This is a genomic window from Kitasatospora phosalacinea, assembly GCF_000717185.1.
GTDB lineage: Bacteria > Actinomycetota > Actinomycetes > Streptomycetales > Streptomycetaceae > Kitasatospora > Kitasatospora phosalacinea_A.
The window spans coordinates 49092-66255 of record NZ_JNYE01000030.1 but is presented as its reverse complement, the minus strand read 5'-3'; the positions used below and the strand labels follow the sequence as shown (position 1 = coordinate 66255).

Sequence of the window (17164 nt, the reverse complement as noted above, 5' to 3'; positions counted from 1 at the left end):
GCCTTCCGCTCTCCGCCCTTCCCCTCTCCGCCCTTCCCTCGCCCCCTCCCCCTCCCGCCGCCCCGCGGCCTTCACCCTCCCCGCCACCCCCGCCCCCGGCGTGAGGGGACGGTAACTCCGGTGTGACACACGGGCAATGACGCCGAATCCGCCCCTCCCTAATTTCTGTCGCATGACAGAAATCCACCACGCCGAGGCCGGCACCGCCACCACCACGGCCGCCCGCGCCCACGCCAGGTCCCAGGCGGGCACGGTCGTGGACTGCATGCCGCAACTGCCGCCGCCCGCGGGCACCCTGTGGTCGGAGACCGTCGCGGGCGGCGGCTGCACCCAGCTGGTCCTCCCGGCGGGCGCGCACGTGACGCTGACCGACCGGGACGGGGACGCCTGCGCGCACCTGCTGCTGTTCGTGACCGGCCGCCCCTGGGAGCGGCTGAACCCGGCGGACACCGTGAAGGTGCAGTGGAACGCCCACCTGCGGCTCGGCAGCCAGCTGCTCTCGGACCAGGGCCGGGTGCTGGCCACCCTGGTCGCGGACACCTCCGGTCGGCACGACGCCCTCGCGGGCGCGTCGACCGCGGCCCGCAACCGCGCCCGCTACGGGGACGGTTCGGCGCACGGCCCGTCCCCGGCGGGGCGCGAGCTGCTGGTGCTGGCCGCCGCCAAGCAGGGGCTGGCACCGCGCGACCTGCCCGCCCCGGTCTCGTTCTTCCGCGGCGTCACGGTGGAGGCGGACGGTTCGCTGCGCCCCACCGGTTCGGCCGGCCCGGGGGCCGAGGTGGTGCTGCGGCTGGAGCAGCGCACCACCCTCCTGCTGGCCAACACCGCCCACCCGCTGGACCCGCGTCCGGCCTGGCACTGCACCCCGCTGCAGGTCACCGTCGCCCCGGGCGCCGTGACCGCCCCCGGCGACCCGCACTGGGACGCCACGCCCGAGCGCCACCGCGCCCACCTCAACACCGCCGCCCAGGGGGCCCGATGACCACCACCACCGCCCCGCCGGAGACCGTCGTCCTCGACGAGGTCGTCCCCGCCCGCGCCGCCTGGTCCGCCGTGGTCCGCCGCGGGCAGTTCCTGACCGTCACCGACCTGCACGGCAACCAGGCCGTCGACTGCCTGCTGTACGACGCGCACGACACCGCGGTGCGCTACAGCGCCGCCGACACCCTGCAGGCGTCCGGCAACGTCTTCGTGACCACCGGCACCGTGCTGATGTCGAACGAGCACACCCCGCTGATGACGGTGGTGGCGGACGACTGCGGGCGGCACGACACGATCGCGGGCGCCTGCTCGAAGGAGTCGAACACGCTGCGCTACGGCCACCACACCTGGTCGCAGCACGCCTGCGTGGAGAACTTCCTGGCCGAGGGGGCCCGGCACGGGCTGGGCAAGCGCGACCTGGTGTCCAACATCAACTGGTACATGAACGTGCCGGTGGAGGCGGACGGCACGCTGGGCATCGTGGACGGCCGCTCCGCCCCGGGCCTGCGGGTGGTGCTGCGGGCCGAGGCGGACGTGCTGGTGCTGGTGTCGAACTGCCCGCAGGTCAACAACCCGTGCAACGGCTTCGACCCGACCCCGGTGCGGATGACGGTCACCGGGCGCGCCGGAACCACCGAACCCGCCGGAACCACCGAGGACGGCCCGCGATGAGCTTCGACACCCTGCTGGTCGCCAACCGGGGCGAGATCGCCGCCCGGATCGTCCGCACCGCCCGCCGGATCGGCCTGTCCACCGTCGCGGTGTTCTCCGACCCGGACCGCTCGGCCCCGCACGTGCGGATGGCCGACCGGGCGGTGCGGCTGGGCCCGGCCGCGGCGAAGGACAGCTACCTGCGGGCGGACCTGGTGCTGGCGGCCGCGCTGGAGGGCGGGGCGGGCGCGGTCCACCCGGGGTACGGGTTCCTCTCGGAGGACGCGGCGTTCGCCCGCCGGGTGGAGGCGGCGGGCCTGGCCTTCGTCGGCCCGACCCCGGCCCAGCTGGAGGTGTTCGGCGCCAAGCACACGGCGCGGGCGGCGGCCGAGGCGGCGGGGGTACCGCTGCTGCCGGGCACCGGCCTGCTGGCGGACCTGCCCGCGGCGCTGGCCGCGGCGGAGCGGGTGGGGTACCCGGTGATGCTGAAGGCCACCGGCGGGGGCGGCGGCATCGGCATGCGGGCCTGCCGGGACGCGGCACAGCTGGCCGACGCCTGGGAGGGCGTGCAGCGGGTGGCGGCCGCGAACTTCGCCACCGCGGGGGTGTTCCTGGAGCGGCTGGTGGAGCGGGCCCGGCACGTGGAGGTGCAGGTGTTCGGCGACGGCGCCGGCCGGGTGGTGGCCCTCGGCGACCGGGACTGCTCGCTGCAGCGCCGCAACCAGAAGGTGCTGGAGGAGGCCCCGGCGCCCGCCCTGCCCGACCGCGTCCGCCGCGAACTGGCCGACTCGGCGCGGCAGTTGTGCGCCTCGGTGGGCTACCGCTCGGCGGGCACCGTGGAGTACGTGTACGACGCGGCGCGCGAGGAGGCGTACTTCCTGGAGGTCAACACCCGGCTGCAGGTGGAGCACCCGGTCACCGAGGCGGTGTACGGGGTCGACCTGGTCGAGTGGATGCTGCGCCTGGCCCGGGGCGAGCGCGACGTGGTGCGCGAGGTCGGCCCGCCGCGCGGGCACGCGGTGGAGGCCCGGGTGTACGCCGAGGACCCGTCGCGCGACCACCGGCCGAGCGCGGGCCTGCTGACCGAGGTGGCCTTCCCGCCGGACGTCCGGGTGGACACCTGGGTGGAGACCGGCACCGAGGTGACCACCGCGTACGACCCGATGCTGGCGAAGGTGGTCGTGCACGGCGCGGACCGCGCCGACGCGCTGGAGCGGCTCACGAAGGCCCTGGCGGAGACCCGGATCCACGGCGTCGAGACCAACCTGGGCCTGCTGCGGGCCGTCCCGGCGGTGCCCGAGGTCGCCGCGGCCGCCCACCACACGGGGACGCTGGCGCACGTGGCGGACCCGACGCCGCGGATCGAGGTGGTCCGGGCGGGCACCCAGACCACGGTGCAGGACTGGCCGGGCCGCACCGGCTACTGGCACGTCGGGGTGCCGCCGTGCGGGCCGATGGACGACCTGTCGTTCCGGCTCGGCAACCGGGCGCTGGGCAACCCGGAGGGCGCGCCCGGCCTGGAGTGCACGCTGCTCGGCCCGGCGCTGCGGTTCACCGCCCCGACCTGGGTGTGCGTGAGCGGCGCGCCGACGGCGGTGACGGTGGACGGCGCGCCGGTGCCGCAGTGGGAGCCGGTGCTCGTCCCGGCGGGCGGGCTGCTGGACGTCCCGGCGCCGCCCGGCCCGGGCCTGCGCTGCTACCTGCTGGTGGCGGGCGGCCTGGACGTCCCGGCGTTCCTGGGCAGCGCGGCGACGTTCACGCTGGGCGGCTTCGGCGGCCACGGCGGCCGGGCGCTGCGCACGGGGGACGTGCTGCACGGCGGCACCGGCCCGCTCGGCCCGGGCACGGGCCCGGTCGCCGACCGCCCGGAGTTCACCTCCGCCTGGCTGCTGCCCGCGGTCGAGGGGCCGCACGCCGCCCCGGAGTTCTTCACCGAGCAGGACGTCGCCGAGTTCTACGCCGCCGACTGGTCGGTGCACTTCAACAGCGCCCGCACCGGGGTGCGCCTGGTCGGCCCGAAGCCCGCCTGGGCGCGCCGGGACGGCGGCGAGGCGGGCCTGCACCCGTCGAACATCCACGACACCCCGTACGCGGTCGGCGCGGTCGACTACACCGGCGACATGCCGGTGCTGCTGGGGCCGGACGGGCCGTCGCTGGGCGGGTTCGTCTGCCCGGCAACGGTGGTCTCCGGGCAACGCTGGAAGCTGGGGCAGCTGCGCCCGGGCGACACCGTCCGCTTCGTGCCGGTGGCCGCCGACGACGCGGCGGCGCTGCGCCGCACCCCGGCCGCCGTGCCGTCGGCCTCGCGCCCGGCGGTGCTGGACGGCGGCGTGCTGGACCGCCTGCCGGAGGGCCCGGGCCGCCCGTCGGTGACGTACCGGCGCAGCGGGGACGACAACCTGCTGGTCGAGTACGGGCCGATGCAGCTGGACCTGGCGCTGCGGATGCGGGTGCACGCGCTGGCGGAGCTGGTCGCCGCCCGGCGCCCGGCGGGCGTGGTCGACCTGACACCGGGCATCCGCTCGCTCCAGGTGCACGTGGATCCGGACGTCCTCCCGGTCGCCGAACTCCTCTCCCTCGTCCGCGAGTTGGAGCAGCAGCTGCCGCCCGCCGAGCAGCTGGTGGTGCCCAGCCGGACGGTGCACCTGCCGCTGTCCTGGGACGACCCGGCGACCCGGGAGGCGATCGAGCGGTACGTGGCGGGGGTGCGCGACGACGCGCCGTGGTGCCCGTGGAACATCGAGTTCATCCGCCGGATCAACGGCCTGGCCTCGGTGGACGAGGTGCACCGGACGGTCTTCGACGCCGAGTACCTGGTGCTGGGCCTGGGCGACGTCTACCTGGGCGCGCCGGTGGCGACCCCGCTGGATCCGCGGCACCGGCTGGTCACCACCAAGTACAACCCGGCCCGGACGTGGACGGCGGAGAACTCGGTCGGCATCGGCGGCGCCTACCTGTGCGTGTACGGCATGGAGGGCCCGGGCGGCTACCAGTTCGTCGGGCGGACGGTGCAGATGTGGTCGGGCTGGCAGCAGCGCGGGCCGTTCGCCCCGGGCGTGCCGTGGCTGCTGCGGTTCTTCGACCGGATCCGCTGGTACCCGGTGTCGGCGGAGGAGCTGCTGGAGCTGCGCGCCGACATGGCCGCGGGCCGGTTCGAACTCCGGATCGAGGAGGGCGAGTTCGCGCTCGCCGAGCACCTGCGCTTCCTGGCCGGGCAGGCCGGTCCGATCGGGGAGTTCCGGGCGGTGCAGGCGGCGGCGTTCGCGGCGGAGCGGCGGGCCTGGGAGGAGTCCGGCGAGTTCGACCGGGCCGACCGGGCGGCCGGTGCGGCGCCGGCCGCGCCGCGCGCGGTGGAGGTGCCGCCGGGCGGCGGCGTGGTGGAGGCCGAGTTCACCGCCTGCGTGTGGAAGGTGGACGTGGCGCCGGGCGAACGGGTGCGCAAGGGGCAGCGGTTGATGGCACTGGAGGCGATGAAGATGGAGTCCGCGGTGTTCTCGGACCGGGACGGCGTGGTCGCCGAGCTGCTGGTCGGCTCGGGCGACCAGGTGCAGGCGGGCAGCCCGCTGGTGGTGCTGGGGGCTCCCGCGTGAGCGCCGTGGAGCGGGTGCGCCGGGCGTACGCGCGGATCGCCGCGGTCGACCGGCCGGAGGTGTGGATCGGCCTGCGCCCGCAGGCGGAGGCCGAGGCCGAGGCGGCCGGGGTGGACGCCCGGGTCGCGGCGGGCGGGCGGCTGCCGCTGGCGGGCACGGTCTGCGCGGTGAAGGGCAACATCGACGTGGCGGGCCTGCCGACCACGGCGGGCTGCCCCTCGTACGGGTACCTGCCGGAGCGGGACGCCCCGGCGGTGGCCCGGCTGCGGTCGGCGGGCGCGGTGGTGCTGGGCACCACCAACCTGGACCAGTTCGCCACCGGCCTGGTCGGCACCCGCAGCCCGTACGGCGCGGTCCGCAACGCGGTCGACCCGGGGCGGATCTCGGGCGGCTCCAGTTCGGGTTCGGCGGTGGCGGTGGCGCTGGGCCTGGTGGACCTGGCGCTGGGCACCGACACGGCGGGCTCGGGCCGGGTCCCGGCCGCGCTGAACGGCGTGGTGGGCCTGAAGCCGACCCCGGGCCTGGTGCCGACCGACGGCGTGGTCCCGGCCTGCGCGAGCCTGGACTGCGTCTCGGTGTTCGCCCGGACGGTCGACGAGGCCCAGGCCGCGCTGCGGCTGCTGGCCGATCCGGCCCCGGCCGCCCCGGGCCGCCGCCCGGGCCCGTGGCGGGTCGCCGTCCCGGCCGCCGCCCGGCTGGGCGTCCTCGCGGACGGCTGGGCGGCGGCGCACGCGGCGGCGGCCGGCCGGCTGGCGGCGGCGGGCGCCGAGCTGCGCGACCTGGACCTGGCGCCGTTCGACGCGGCGGCGGCGCTGCTGTACGGGGGCGCCTTCGTGGCCGAGCGGTACGCCGCGGTGGGCGCCTTCGTGGACGCGGCGGCCGAGCGGGGCGACCCGGGCCTGGACGGGGTGGTGGCGGACATCGTCCGGGCGGCCGGGCGGGTGCCCGCGCACCGGCTGTTCGCCGACCGGGCCGAGCTGGAGCGGCTGCGGGCCGCGGCGCTGGCCGGCCTCGGCGACGCGGACGCCCTGCTGCTGCCCACCACCACCTGGCACCCGACCTTCGCCGAGGTGGCGGCCGACCCGGTGGGCGCCAACGCCCGGCTGGGCCGGTTCACCAACTCGGCGAACCTGCTGGGTCTGTGCGCGCTCGCCGTCCCGGCGGGCACGGTCGGCGGCCTGCCGTTCGGCGTGATGCTGGTCGGCCCGCCCCGGACCGAGGAGCGGCTGGCTGCGCTGGCCCGGCTGCTGACCGCGCCGCCGGTGCGGCTGGCGGTCTTCGGCGCGCACCTGACCGGCCAGCCGCTGAACGGCCAACTCACCGCGCTGGGCGGCCGGTTCGCCGCCGGGGTGCGCACCGCCCCGGAGTACCGGATGTACGCGCTGGACACCGCCCCGCCCAAGCCGGGCCTGGTCCGGGTGGCGGCGGGCGGGGCGGCCCTGGCGGGCGAGCTCTGGGAGCTGCCCGCCGCCGGGCTGGGCGCGCTGCTGGCCGCGCTGCCGCAGCCGATGGTGCTGGGCCCGGTCCGGCTGGCGGACGGCTCGACCGCGCCGGGCTTCCTGTGCGAACCGGCCGCGCTGGCGGGCGCGGTGGACGTCACGGCGTCCGGCGGTTGGGTCGCCCACCTGGCCGGGCGCCCCTGACCACCCCCGTAAGTCGAACTCTTTCAATCTTGCTATCCATTTTTTGCAATAGCCGTCCAACATATTGCCGCTAGGTGTCAACGCCGTTACGCTCCCGGTCCGTTGGGTCGAGGACCTGACAAGGTGTCGGTCAACCGGGCGGAGGCAACGGCATGGTGGTATCGCGACGGGTGTTCCTACAGGCGGCGGCCGCGGCCGGCGCGCTCGGTGCGGTGGGCCTCGGCGAGGGCGCGGCGCACGCCGCGAGCCCGGCGGGGGACGTGGTCGGCAAGGTGACGGTCGGCTACCAGGGCTGGTTCGCCTGCCCGGGCGACGGCGCCCCGATCAACGGCTGGTGGCACTGGGCCCGCAACTGGGGCGCCGCCCCCTCCCCCGCGAACAGCGCGATCGTCGCCTGGCCGGACGTCCGCGAGTACCCGCGGACGTACGCCACCGCCTTCGCGAACCTGAACAACGGTCAGCAGGCCGCGCTGTTCTCCTCCTACGACCAGTCCACCGTCGACCTGCACTTCCGCTGGATGAAGCAGTACGGCATCGACACCGCCGCCCTGCAGCGCTTCAACCCGACCGGCGGCGAGGGCCCGACCCGGGACGCGATGGCGGCCAAGGTGCGCAGCGCGGCGGAGTCGCAGGGCGTCAAGTTCTACGTCATGTACGACGTCTCGGACTGGACGGGCATGCAGTCGGAGATCAAGTCCGACTGGACGGACAGGATGCGCGCCCACACCGCCTCGCCCGCGTACGCCCGGCAGAACGGGAAGCCGGTGGTGTGCATCTGGGGCTTCGGCTTCAACGACAACCAGCGCCCGTTCACCCCGGCCCAGTGCCAGGACGTGCTCGACTGGTTCAAGGCGCAGGGCTGTTACGTGATCGGCGGGGTGCCGACCTGGTGGCGCACCGGCGACCGGGACTCCCGGGCCGGGTTCTCGGACGTCTACCACTCCTTCGACATGCTCTCGCCCTGGCTGGTCGGCCGGATCGGCAGCGCGGCGGACGCCGACAACTTCTACAACGTGGCGACCGTCCCGGACCTGGCGGAGTGCGCCGCGCACGGCATCGACTACCAGCCGTGCGTGCTGCCCGGCGGGGTCGGCGACCGGCAGCGGGCGCACGGCGACTTCATGTGGCGGCAGTTCTACAACATGGCCCGGGCCGGGGTCGCGTCCGCGTACGTCTCGATGTTCGACGAGTACAACGAGGGCAACCAGATCGCCAAGACCTCCGAGTCCCAGGCCTGGGTGCCCGCCGGGTCCGGGTTCCTGGCGCTGGACGAGGACGGCACCGCCTGCTCCTCGGACTACTACCTGCGGCTGACCGGCGACGGCGGCCGGATGCTCAAGGGCCAGCTGCCCGTGACGGCGGCCCGCCCGACCCAGCCGTTCCCGACCGCGCCGGACACCACCGCCCCGAGCGCGCCGGGCGGCCTGCGGGTGACGGGGCAGAGCGACACCGCGGTCTCGCTGGCCTGGAACGCCGCGGTCGACAACGTCGGCGTCACCGGCTACCGGGTCCTGCTCGGCGACGCGGTCGCGGCCACCACCACCGCCACCTCGGCCACCGTCACCGGCCTCTCCCCCGCGACCGCGTACGGCTTCACCGTCCGGGCCCTGGACGCGGCGGGCAACCTCTCCCCCGCCTCCGCCCAGGTCACCGCGACCACCTCCCCCGCCACCGTCCCCACCGGCAACCTGGCGCTGCACCGGCCCACCGCGGAGAGCAGCCACACCCAGGCCTACGGCTCCGGCAACGCGGTGGACGGCGACCCGAACAGCTACTGGGAGAGCGCCAACAACGCCTTCCCGCAGTGGCTGCGGACCGACCTCGGCTCCACCCTGCCGGTGCGCCGGATCGTCCTGTCCGTCCCGCCCGCCGCCGCCTGGGCCGCCCGCACCCAGACCGTCGAGGTGCAGGGCAGCACCGACGGCACGGCCTTCACCCGCCTGCTGGCCCCCACCGGCTACGTCTTCGACCCGGCCACCGGCAACAGCGCGACCCTCACCCTCCCGACCGGCTCCAGCACCCGCCACCTCCGCCTGGTCTTCACCGCCAACACCGGCTGGCCGGCCGGCCAGGTCGCCGAACTCCAGGTGTACGCCTCGTAGTCCAGCACCGCTCCCCGCGAGCGGAATTATTCGCTCCGGCCGGTCGATCGTATGCGCTACGCTCCCCGGTGCCCGGGCACACCGCACGTCAGCCCGGGCCTTCCGGAGGGGAATCCATGACGCACACCCCGGCCCGGCGCCTGCGCGCCGGCCTGACGGCGGCCTCCGCCGTCGCCCTGACCCTGCTCGTCCCCGGCACCGCGGGGGCGGTCACCGGCACCCCGCTCACGCCGACCGATCTGCTGAACGGCGGCCGCCCCTGCGCCACCGACCCGGCCGACCCGGCCGTGCTGCACGACAGCCCCTACGGCGGCCCCTCGGTCTCGGGCACCACGCACCACAGCGACCCGTCGGTGCGGCAGTTGGACGAGGAGTTCGCGTACTGGCCGACCGCCGACCCGGCGCAGGTCAACACCCTCGTCCGCCACGGCGCCTGGCCGGATTCGCCCACCACCACCTACCTGCCGCACGTCGCCGACGGCCAGGGCTACGGCTGGCAGGCCCGCACCGTCGACCCGGCCACCGGCGCGGCCTCCGACTGGTCGGCCGCCTGCTACCTGACGGCCGACAACACCGCCCCGGCCACCAAGCCCACCGTCACCTCGTCCAACTACCCGGAGAACCAGTGGACCGCCGGCGGCAGCCCGGTGCGGTTCACCTTCACCGCGAACGGTACGGCCGACGTGGTCGCCTTCCGGTACACCTGGCTGACCGGCCAGTCGGGCACCGTCCAGGCGGACGCCCCCGGCGGCTCGGCCACCGTCGACCTGGTCCCGCCGGCCGGCACCGAGGGCACAACCCTGTTCCGGGTCCAGAACGTGGACCGGGCCGGCAACTCCTCCCTCCCCAGCGACTACTGGCTGCTGATCCTCCGGACCTCGCCGACCGTCACCAAGACCTCCCACTCGCCGATGTTCGGCAAGCCCGCCACCTTCCGGCTCACCCCGGACGCGGGCGTGCAGGCCGTCTCCCCGGTGGTCAGCTACACGGTGACCAACACGACGACGTACGAGACGACCACCGTCCCGGCCGACCCGGACGGCACCGCCGAGCTCACCCTGGCCCTGAAGAGCCCCCGGGGCGACAGCCTGGAGGTCACCTCCACCAGCGCCAACGGCTGGATGAGCAGCCGGGCCAGCTGGTCCGAGGGGATCGACACCACCCCGACGGTCACCTCCGCGGACTTCCCGGAGGAGAACTACGGCGGCGCGGCCGGCACCCCCGGCACGTTCCACTTCGCCCCGAAGATCAAGGACGCCCAGATCGCGAGCTACACCTACCGCTTCGGCTGGTCCGCGGAGTGGACCACCGTCCCGGCCGGTCCGCACGGCGAGGCCGACATCAGCTGGACCCCGCAGTACGGCGACTGGTACGTGCTGGAGTCCTACGCGACCACCAAGGACGGCACCGAGCTCAGCCACGGCAACTACTACTTCGCCGTCAACTGACGCCCCGGCGGGCCCCGGCACCCGCCGGGGCCCGCACCCCGTCCGCCGCCCCTCCCTCCCACCGGCCCCGAATTCGTTCGAGCCGCCCCGGAGCCCGCCGCTACGCTCGCTCCGTGAACGACCCGACCGCCGGCGATCCCGGCGAACCAGACGTCCGCAGCCCGCTGCGCTACCTGGGCTGGCTGGCCACCAGCCAGCTCCGCCGTTCGCTGGCCGGCACCTTCTTCGGCACCGCGTGGATGCTCGGACTGACCGTCCAGCCCTACCTGCTCTCCCGCGCCGTGGACGACGGCCTGCGCGCCGGCCGGACCGGCCCGGTCCTCGGCTGGGCCGCCGCGATGCTCGCCTTCGGCCTGCTCAACCTGCTGCTCGCCTGGCACCGGCACCGCGTGATGACGCTGGTCCGCAACGACGCCACCTTCCGCACCGTCGCCGTGGTGCTGCGGCACAGCACCCGCCTGGGCGCGGAGCTGCCCCGGCAGGTGACCGCGGGCGAGGTGGTCACCATCGGCATCTCCGACGTGGTCCGGATGTCCCTGGCGCTGACCTTCATCGGGCCCGGCGTCGGCGCGGTGGTCTGCTACCTGACGATCGCCGCGGTCCTGCTCACCCTCTCCCCGCTGCTGGCCGCGGTCGTCCTGCTCGGCCTGCCGCTGCTCGGCCTGGCCCTGCGCCCGCTGCTCTCCCGCCAGCAGCGCGCCGAGGACGCCTACCGCGACCACCAGGCCCGCCTGACCGCCCGCTTCGAGGACCTGGCGGGCGGGCTGCGGGTGCTGAACGGCCTCGGCGGCAAGGACGTGTACGCGGCCCGCTACCGGGACGACTCCCAGCGGCTGCGGGCCGCGGGCTACCGGGTCGGCGCCGTCACCAGCTGGATCCAGGCGCTCGGCGCCGGGCTGCCCGTCCTGCTGCTCGCCGCCGTGACCTGGCTCGGCGCCCGCCTGGCCGTCGCCGGGGAGCTGACGCCCGGCCAGCTCGCCGCGGTCTTCGGGTACACGGCCGTGCTGGTCGCCCCGGTCTACTTCCTGCTGGAGAACACCCAGGACATCGGCCGCGCCCTGGTCTGCGCCCGCCGGGTCGTCGACTTCCTCTCGCTCGCCCCCGCGGCCGACCCCGGCACCGCCGCGCCCCCGCCCGGGCAGGCCGAGCTGACCGACCCCGGGTCCGGCGTCCGGCTCGCCCCGGGTGCCCTCACGGTGCTCGCCTCCGCCCGCCCGGCCGAGAGCGCCGCCGTCGCCGAACGCCTCGCCCGGCTCGACGCCGCGACCCGCCCCGGCACCGGACCGGCCGGGCCCGCCGCCGAGTGGGACGGCGTCCCGCTCACCGACCTGCCGCTGACCGCCGTCCGCGACCGGATCACCCTGGCCGAGAACGAGGCCGCCCTGTTCGCGGGCACCCTGCGCGAGACCGTCCGCGGCCGCACCGGCGCCGACGACGCGGCCCTGCTCGCCGCGATCGACGCCGCCGCCGCCCGCGACGTCCACGACGCCCTGCCCGGCGGCCTGGACGCCCCGCTCGCCGCCGACGGCCGCACCCTCTCCGGCGGCCAGCGCCAGCGCCTGCGCCTGGCCCGCGCCCTGACCGCCGACCCCGAGGTGCTGCTGGCCGTCGAACCCACCTCCGCGGTCGACGCCCACACCGAGGCCGCGATGGCCGCCGGCCTGCGCGCCGCCCGCACCGGCCGCACCACCCTGCTCACCTCCACCTCCCCGCTGCTGCTCGACCGGGCCGACACCGTCCACTACCTGGTCGACGGCAAGGTCGCCGCCACCGGCACCCACCGCGAGCTCCTCCGCTCCCACCCCGGCTACCGCACCCTGGTCACCCGCGACGCCGACGCCCGCTCCGAGACCCCCGCCGAGGAAGCCAGTTGAGCACCCTGCCGATCGCCTCCCCCCGCCAGGTCCGGCGGGCCGCCGTCGCCCTGGTCCGGTCCGACGGCCGGGCCTTCGCCGCCGTGCTGGCCCTCAACGCCGCGGCCGCCCTGCTCGGCCTGGCCGGGCCCTGGCTGCTGGGCCGGATCATCGACCGGGTCGCCGACGGGGCCACCACCGGCGACGTCGACCGGTTCGGCCTGCTGCTGCTCGGCTGCGCCCTCGTCCAGGTCCTGCTGAGCCGTCAGGCCCGCTACCTGGCGCACCGGTTCGGCGAGCGCTCCGCCGCCAAGGTCCGCGAGCAGCTGCTCGACCGGGTCCTCGCGCTGCCCGCGGGCACCGCCGAGCGGGCCGGGACGGGCGACCTCACCGCCCGCGGCACCGCCGACTCCACCGCCGTCGGCGAGACCCTGCGGGACGCCGCGCCCGAGCTGCTGGTCGCCTGCGCGCAGATCCTGTTCATCCTCGGCGCGATCCTCACCGTCAGCCCGCTGCTGGGCAGTTGCGGCCTGCTCGGCGTCCTCGGCATCGCGCTCGGCTCCCGCTGGTACCTGCGCCGCTCCCGCCCGGCCTACCTCGCCGACCGGGCCGCGACCGCGGGCCTGGCCGAGACCCTGTCCGCGACCGCGGGCGGCGCCCGCACGGTGGACGCCCTCGGCCTGGGCGCGCAGCGCCTGGCCGCCGGGCGGGCGGCCGTCGCCGGGGCCCGCCGGACCAGGCTGCGCACCCTGCACCTGCGGCTGCGCTTCTTCGCCGCCATCAACCTCTCGTACACCGTCCCGGCCGCGCTGGTCCTCCCGCTGGGCGCCGTCCTGGTCGCGCACGGCACCGTGTCCCTGGGCGCCGCCGTCTCCACCGCGCTGTACCTGCAGCGCATCACGGACCCGCTGGACACCGTGGTCGTCCTGCTGGAGGGCCTGCAGAGCAGCACCGCCGCGTACGCCCGGGTCGAGGGCCTGGCCCCCGCCCCCGTCCACGCCCCAGTCCCCGCCCAGGCCCGCACCGGGGAGCACGCCGGGGAGCACGAGCCCGCCGACGACCGGATCCGGGTGTCCGGCGTCCGCTACGCCTACCCGGACGGGCCGGACGTCCTGCACGGCCTGGACCTCGACCTGACCCCGGGCGAGCGCCTCGCCGTGGTCGGCCCCTCCGGCTCCGGCAAGACCACCCTGGGCCGCCTGCTGGCGGGCGTCGAGCGCCCCCGCACCGGGGCCGTCACGGTCGGCGGCGTCCCGCTCGCCGAGCTCTCGCCGGAGCGGCTGCGCCGCCAGGTCGTCCTGGTCACCCAGGAGCACCACGTGTTCCTCGGCACGCTGCGCGACAACCTGGAGATCGCCGCCCCCGGGGCCGACGACGCCGCGCTGACCGCCGCCCTCGACGCGGTCGGCTGGCAGCACGACCTCCCGGACGGCCTCGACACCGACCTCGGCCCGGCCGCGACCCGCCTGGACGGCGCCCGGGCCCAGCAGCTCGCCCTCGCCCGGGTCATCCTCGCCGACCCGCACACCCTGGTCCTGGACGAGGCCACCGCCCTGCTCGACCCGGCCACCGCCCGCCACACCGAGCGCGCCCTCGCCGCGGCCCTCACCGGCCGCACCGTGATCGCGATCGCCCACCGCCTGCACACCGCCCACGACGCCGACCGCGTCGCCGTCCTGGACCGGGGCCGCCTGACCGCGCTGGGCCCGCACGAGGACCTGCTCGCCGCCGGGGGGCCGTACGCCGCCCTCTGGCACACCTGGCGCACGGCCTGACGCCGCGACGGCACGACGGCACGACGGCACGACGGCACGACGGCACGACGGCACGACGCAGCACGACGGCGGGGCCCGGAGCGACCCACCGCCCCGGGCCCCGCCGCACCGCCGCCGGACGGCTACCTGAGCACGCCCGCGTCCATCCCGCCGGTCTCCGCGGGGGCGGCCAGCAGGCCCAGCTCGGCGACCGAGGCGAGCCTCGGGTGGGTGGGCAGGACGCGGACGGTGTAGCCGAAGGGGCCGGTGCGGGAGAGTTCGAGGTGCCCCTCGTAGCGGATCCGGCCGTCGAGGTCGGTGCCGCCGCCCGCGGGCTTGAGCGCGAGGGTGGTGGCCTCGGAGATCCGGTCGCTCCCGTCGACCCGGCCGGAGACGACCTGCACCTCGACGTCCTCCGGCCGGAGCCGCCCGAGGTTGACCTGGACGCGCAGGGCGAGGGTCGCGCCGAGCTCCTGGGCCTCGCCCGCCCCGTCGGCCTCGACGTGCTCGACCCGCACCGCGGACCAGGCCTCCCGGACGCCCGCCTTCCAGCCCGCGAGGTCGCGCGCGGCCGCGTAGTCGCCGTCCGCGCCCGCCAGCCGGCGCTCGGCCGCGGCGGCGGGGGCGTACAGCCGCTCGACGTACTCGCGGACCATCCGCCCGGCCAGCACCTTGGGGCCGAGGGTGACCAGGGTGTGCCGGACCATGGAGATCCAGCGGTGCGGGAGGCCGTCCGCGCCGCGGTCGTAGAACCGGGCGGCGACCTGGTGCTCGATCAGGTCGTAGAGCGCGGCGGCCTCGATGTCGTCGCGCCGCTCGGCCTCCTTGCTCTCCGGGTCGAGGACGCCCTCGCCGGTGCTGCCGTCGGCGGTGGGGATGGCCCAGCCGTTCTGGCCGTCGTACCACTCGTCCCACCACCCGTCGAGGATCGACAGGTTGAGGCAGCCGTTCAGCGCGGCCTTCATCCCGGAGGTGCCGCAGGCCTCCAGCGGGCGCAGCGGGTTGTTCAGCCAGACGTCGCAGCCGGGGTAGAGCGTCTTGGCCATCGCCATGTCGTAGTCCGGCAGGAAGACGATCCGGTGCCGCACCGCGGGGTCGTCGGCGAAGGCGACCAGCTTCTGGATCAGCCGCTTCCCGCCGTCGTCGGCGGGGTGGGCCTTGCCCGCGATGACGATCTGCACCGGCCGCTCGGGGTGCAGCAGCAGCGCGCGCAGCCGGGCGGGGTTGCGCAGCATCAGGGTCAGCCGCTTGTACGAGGGGACGCGGCGGGCGAAGCCGATGGTCAGCACGTCGGGGTCGAGGACGGCGCCCGTCCAGCCCAACTCGGCTTCTCCGGCGCCGCGTTGGCGCCAGGAGGCGCGCAGTCGGACGCGGGCCTCGTCCACCAGCTGGGCGCGCAGCGTGCGGCGCAGCTCCCAGACCTCGGCGTTGCCGATCCGCTCCAGGCCGGTCCACTGGCCGGTGGTGCCGACGGCCATCGCGTTCTCGGCGCGCTCCTGGCCGATCTCGGTGGCGCCGAGCCGGACGACGGCGGGGTCGATCCAGGTGGGGGCGTGCACGCCGTTGGTGATCGAGGTGATCGGGACCTCGGGCGCGTCGAAGCCGGGCCACAGGCCGCGGAACATCTCCCGGCTGACGGCGCCGTGCAGGGTGGAGACGCCGTTGGCGCGCTGGGCGAGCCGCAGGCCCATCGCGGCCATGTTGAACAGCTTGGGGTCGCCGCCGCCCCAGCTCTCCGCGCCGAGGGCGAGCACCTGGTCGACGGGGACGCCGGGCAGCGCCGCGTCGCCGCCGAAGTGCCGGGCGACCAGCTCGCGGTCGAAGCGGTCGATCCCGGCCGGGACGGGCGTGTGGGTGGTGAACACGGTGCCCGCCCGGACGGCCTCCAGGGCGTCGGCGAAGCCGAGCCCGGGGTGGGCGGCGACGAGTTCGCCGATCCGCTCCAGGCCGAGGAAGCCGGCGTGGCCCTCGTTGGTGTGGAAGACCTCGGGCGCGGGGTGGCCGGTGAGCCGGCAGTAGGTGCGGACGGCGCGGACGCCGCCGATGCCCAGCAGTATCTCCTGCATCAGCCGGTGCTCGCTGCCGCCGCCGTAGAGGCGGTCGGTGACGTCGCGCTCGGCGGGGGCGTTGGCCTCGACGTCGGAGTCGAGCAGCAGCAGCGGGACGCGGCCGACCTGGGCGCGCCAGACCTGGGCGGCGAGGGTGCGGCCACCGGGCAGGGCGAGGTCGATCCGGCAGGGGGTGCCGTCCTCCTCGCGGAGCAGGGTGACGGCGAGCGCGTCGGGGTCGAGCAGGGGGTAGCGCTCCTGCTGCCAGCCGTCCCGGTCGAGGGACTGCCGGAAGTAGCCGTGCCGGTAGAACAGGCCGACGCCGATGATCGGGACGCCGAGGTCGGAGGCGGCCTTGAGGTGGTCGCCGGCCAGGATGCCGAGGCCGCCGGAGTACTGCGGGAGGGCGGCGGCGATGCCGTACTCGGGCGAGAAGTAGGCGATGGCGGCGGGCAGGGCGCCGTCGGGGTCGGCGGGGTCGCTCGCGCCCTGGTACCAGCGCGGGCCGGTGAGGTAGTCGCGCAGTTCGTCGGACAGGTCGCCGAGGCGGCGCAGGAAGCGCCTGTCCGCGGCGAGCGCGGCGAGTCTGGTCGCGGGGACTTCGCCGAGCAGTCGGACCGGGTCCTCTCCGACGGCGGCCCAGACGTCCGGGTCGACGGAGCGGAACAGCTCCCGCGTCTCGGGGTGCCAGGACCAGCGGAGGTTCAGCGCGAGCTCGTGGAGGGGCTGCAGCTGTTCGGGCAGGACGGTGCGGACGGTGAACCTGCGGATTGCCTTCACGCCATGGAGCGTAGACCCGACCGTACGCCTGAAGGGGCGTCAACTGGCGGGCGGCACACCCGTTCGGAGCAGTGTTCAGATCGTTCCGGGCGCGTGGTGGCAAATCGGGGCGCGCAGGGGGCGCACGCTGGGAAAAGACGCGCCGTCAGGTGTGAACTTCTGGGGACGAAGGTGTTTCGGGTGTCCGTCCCACGGTGGCATACCGGCCGAAACCGCGCGCCTACCGGCACGTAGCCCTTGCCGGTGGTGCGAGGATGCAACAAGGTCGTGAGTGCCGCTGGTGCGCGATCGGGTGGTCGCCCCCTGCTGTCTCG

Annotated in this window: 9 protein-coding genes; 8 read left to right on the top strand and 1 reads right to left on the bottom strand. The window is 76.0% G+C overall.

The features are described from left to right. Positions 1–172: 172 nt before the first annotated feature. The 8 genes from OO57_RS15600 (at position 173) to OO57_RS15565 (ending at position 14043) form a co-directional block, all read left to right on the top strand. Positions 173–982: an urea amidolyase associated protein UAAP1 gene (locus OO57_RS15600; protein WP_033253058.1), complete on the top strand. Its 810-nt coding sequence runs from the start codon at positions 173–175 to the stop codon at positions 980–982. Continuing rightward, positions 979–1653 carry an urea amidolyase associated protein UAAP2 gene (locus tag OO57_RS15595; protein WP_033253057.1) on the top strand — a complete coding sequence of 225 codons (675 nt, stop codon included), beginning with the start codon at positions 979–981 and terminating at the stop codon, positions 1651–1653. The genes OO57_RS15600 and OO57_RS15595 overlap by 4 nt, the downstream gene beginning before the upstream one ends. Further along, positions 1650–5222, top strand: a complete 3573-nt coding sequence (gene uca, locus OO57_RS15590) for an urea carboxylase (RefSeq protein ID WP_033253056.1) — start codon at positions 1650–1652, stop codon at positions 5220–5222. Before OO57_RS15595 ends, uca begins: the two co-directional genes overlap by 4 nt. Next, a complete protein-coding gene (locus OO57_RS15585; protein WP_033253055.1) occupies positions 5219–6865 on the top strand; it encodes an allophanate hydrolase in 1647 nt (548 codons plus the stop codon). The genes uca and OO57_RS15585 overlap by 4 nt, the downstream gene beginning before the upstream one ends. 152 nt (positions 6866–7017) lie before the next feature. Next, on the top strand, positions 7018–8967 hold the full coding sequence (locus tag OO57_RS15580; protein ID WP_033253054.1) for a discoidin domain-containing protein: 1950 nt from the start codon (positions 7018–7020) through the stop codon (positions 8965–8967). Between the two features lie 116 nt (positions 8968–9083). Beyond that, complete coding sequence (locus OO57_RS15575) at positions 9084–10415, top strand: hypothetical protein (protein WP_033253053.1); 1332 nt, start codon at positions 9084–9086, stop codon at positions 10413–10415. 113 nt (positions 10416–10528) lie between these two features. Continuing rightward, on the top strand, positions 10529–12289 hold the full coding sequence (locus OO57_RS15570) for an ABC transporter transmembrane domain-containing protein (protein ID WP_033253052.1): 1761 nt from the start codon (positions 10529–10531) through the stop codon (positions 12287–12289). Then, positions 12286–14043, top strand: coding sequence for an ABC transporter ATP-binding protein (locus OO57_RS15565; protein WP_033253051.1), 1758 nt, complete (start codon positions 12286–12288; stop codon positions 14041–14043). The genes OO57_RS15570 and OO57_RS15565 overlap by 4 nt, the downstream gene beginning before the upstream one ends. A gap of 122 nt (positions 14044–14165) precedes the next feature. On the opposite strand, the gene glgP is transcribed toward OO57_RS15565, so the two are convergent. Then, on the bottom strand, positions 14166–16850 hold the full coding sequence (gene glgP, locus OO57_RS15560) for an alpha-glucan family phosphorylase (protein ID WP_033253050.1): 2685 nt from the start codon (positions 16848–16850) through the stop codon (positions 14166–14168). Positions 16851–17164 lie beyond the last annotated feature (314 nt).

Bases quoted from the DNA above. Each gene is read 5' to 3' on its own strand.
- uca (WP_033253056.1), top strand. From the start codon at position 1,650: ATGAGCTTCGACACCCTGCTGGTCGCCAACCGGGGCGAGATCGCCGCC.
- OO57_RS15575 (WP_033253053.1), top strand. From the start codon at position 9,084: ATGACGCACACCCCGGCCCGGCGCCTGCGCGCCGGCCTGACGGCGGCC.
- OO57_RS15595 (WP_033253057.1), top strand. From the start codon at position 979: ATGACCACCACCACCGCCCCGCCGGAGACCGTCGTCCTCGACGAGGTC.
- OO57_RS15600 (WP_033253058.1), top strand. From the start codon at position 173: ATGACAGAAATCCACCACGCCGAGGCCGGCACCGCCACCACCACGGCC.
- OO57_RS15580 (WP_033253054.1), top strand. From the start codon at position 7,018: ATGGTGGTATCGCGACGGGTGTTCCTACAGGCGGCGGCCGCGGCCGGC.